The 369-nt window shown below is 66.4% G+C and carries 1 protein-coding gene; it reads left to right on the top strand.

The genetic code is table 11. From position 1 onward, the window contains the following. Positions 1-369 (top strand): bacterial transcriptional activator domain-containing protein (locus EN818_RS31070; protein ID WP_210237326.1); only part of this gene is annotated, 369 nt, incomplete at both ends.

The following is a 369-nucleotide window of genomic DNA, read 5'->3' as shown; positions in this document are numbered from 1 at the left end:
GTGCTTGCGGGCGAAGCCATTCCCGACGGTCTGGATGAGTGGTTCAGCCCCTCTCAGTTGAGATACCGGCAGAAGGCGCTGCAATTGGTGGAGCGCCTGAGCCTCGCGCTGGCTGAAGCCGGAACCGCGGACGAAACGGCCTGCGAACGGCTCGCGGAAAGGCTGCTCGCATCAGACCCGACTGCGGAGGCGGCGCATCGGGCGCTGATGCGGGTCTACGCCGCCAGGGGCCACGAAAACGCGGCCCTGCGCCAGTTCGAATCCTGCCGCGCGCTGCTGAAGAAGCATTTGGGCGTGGAACCCGAGGCGCAGACGCAGTCACTAATGGCGTCGCTGCAGACTAAGGGTGGCGGTCGCCAGACTGCGTCG

The sequence above is a fragment of the Mesorhizobium sp. M3A.F.Ca.ET.175.01.1.1 genome (genome assembly GCF_004791945.1).
Taxonomy (GTDB): Bacteria; Pseudomonadota; Alphaproteobacteria; order Rhizobiales; family Rhizobiaceae; genus Mesorhizobium.
The sequence above is the reverse complement of the archived record's forward strand: the minus strand, read 5'-3'. Positions and strand labels throughout refer to the sequence as shown.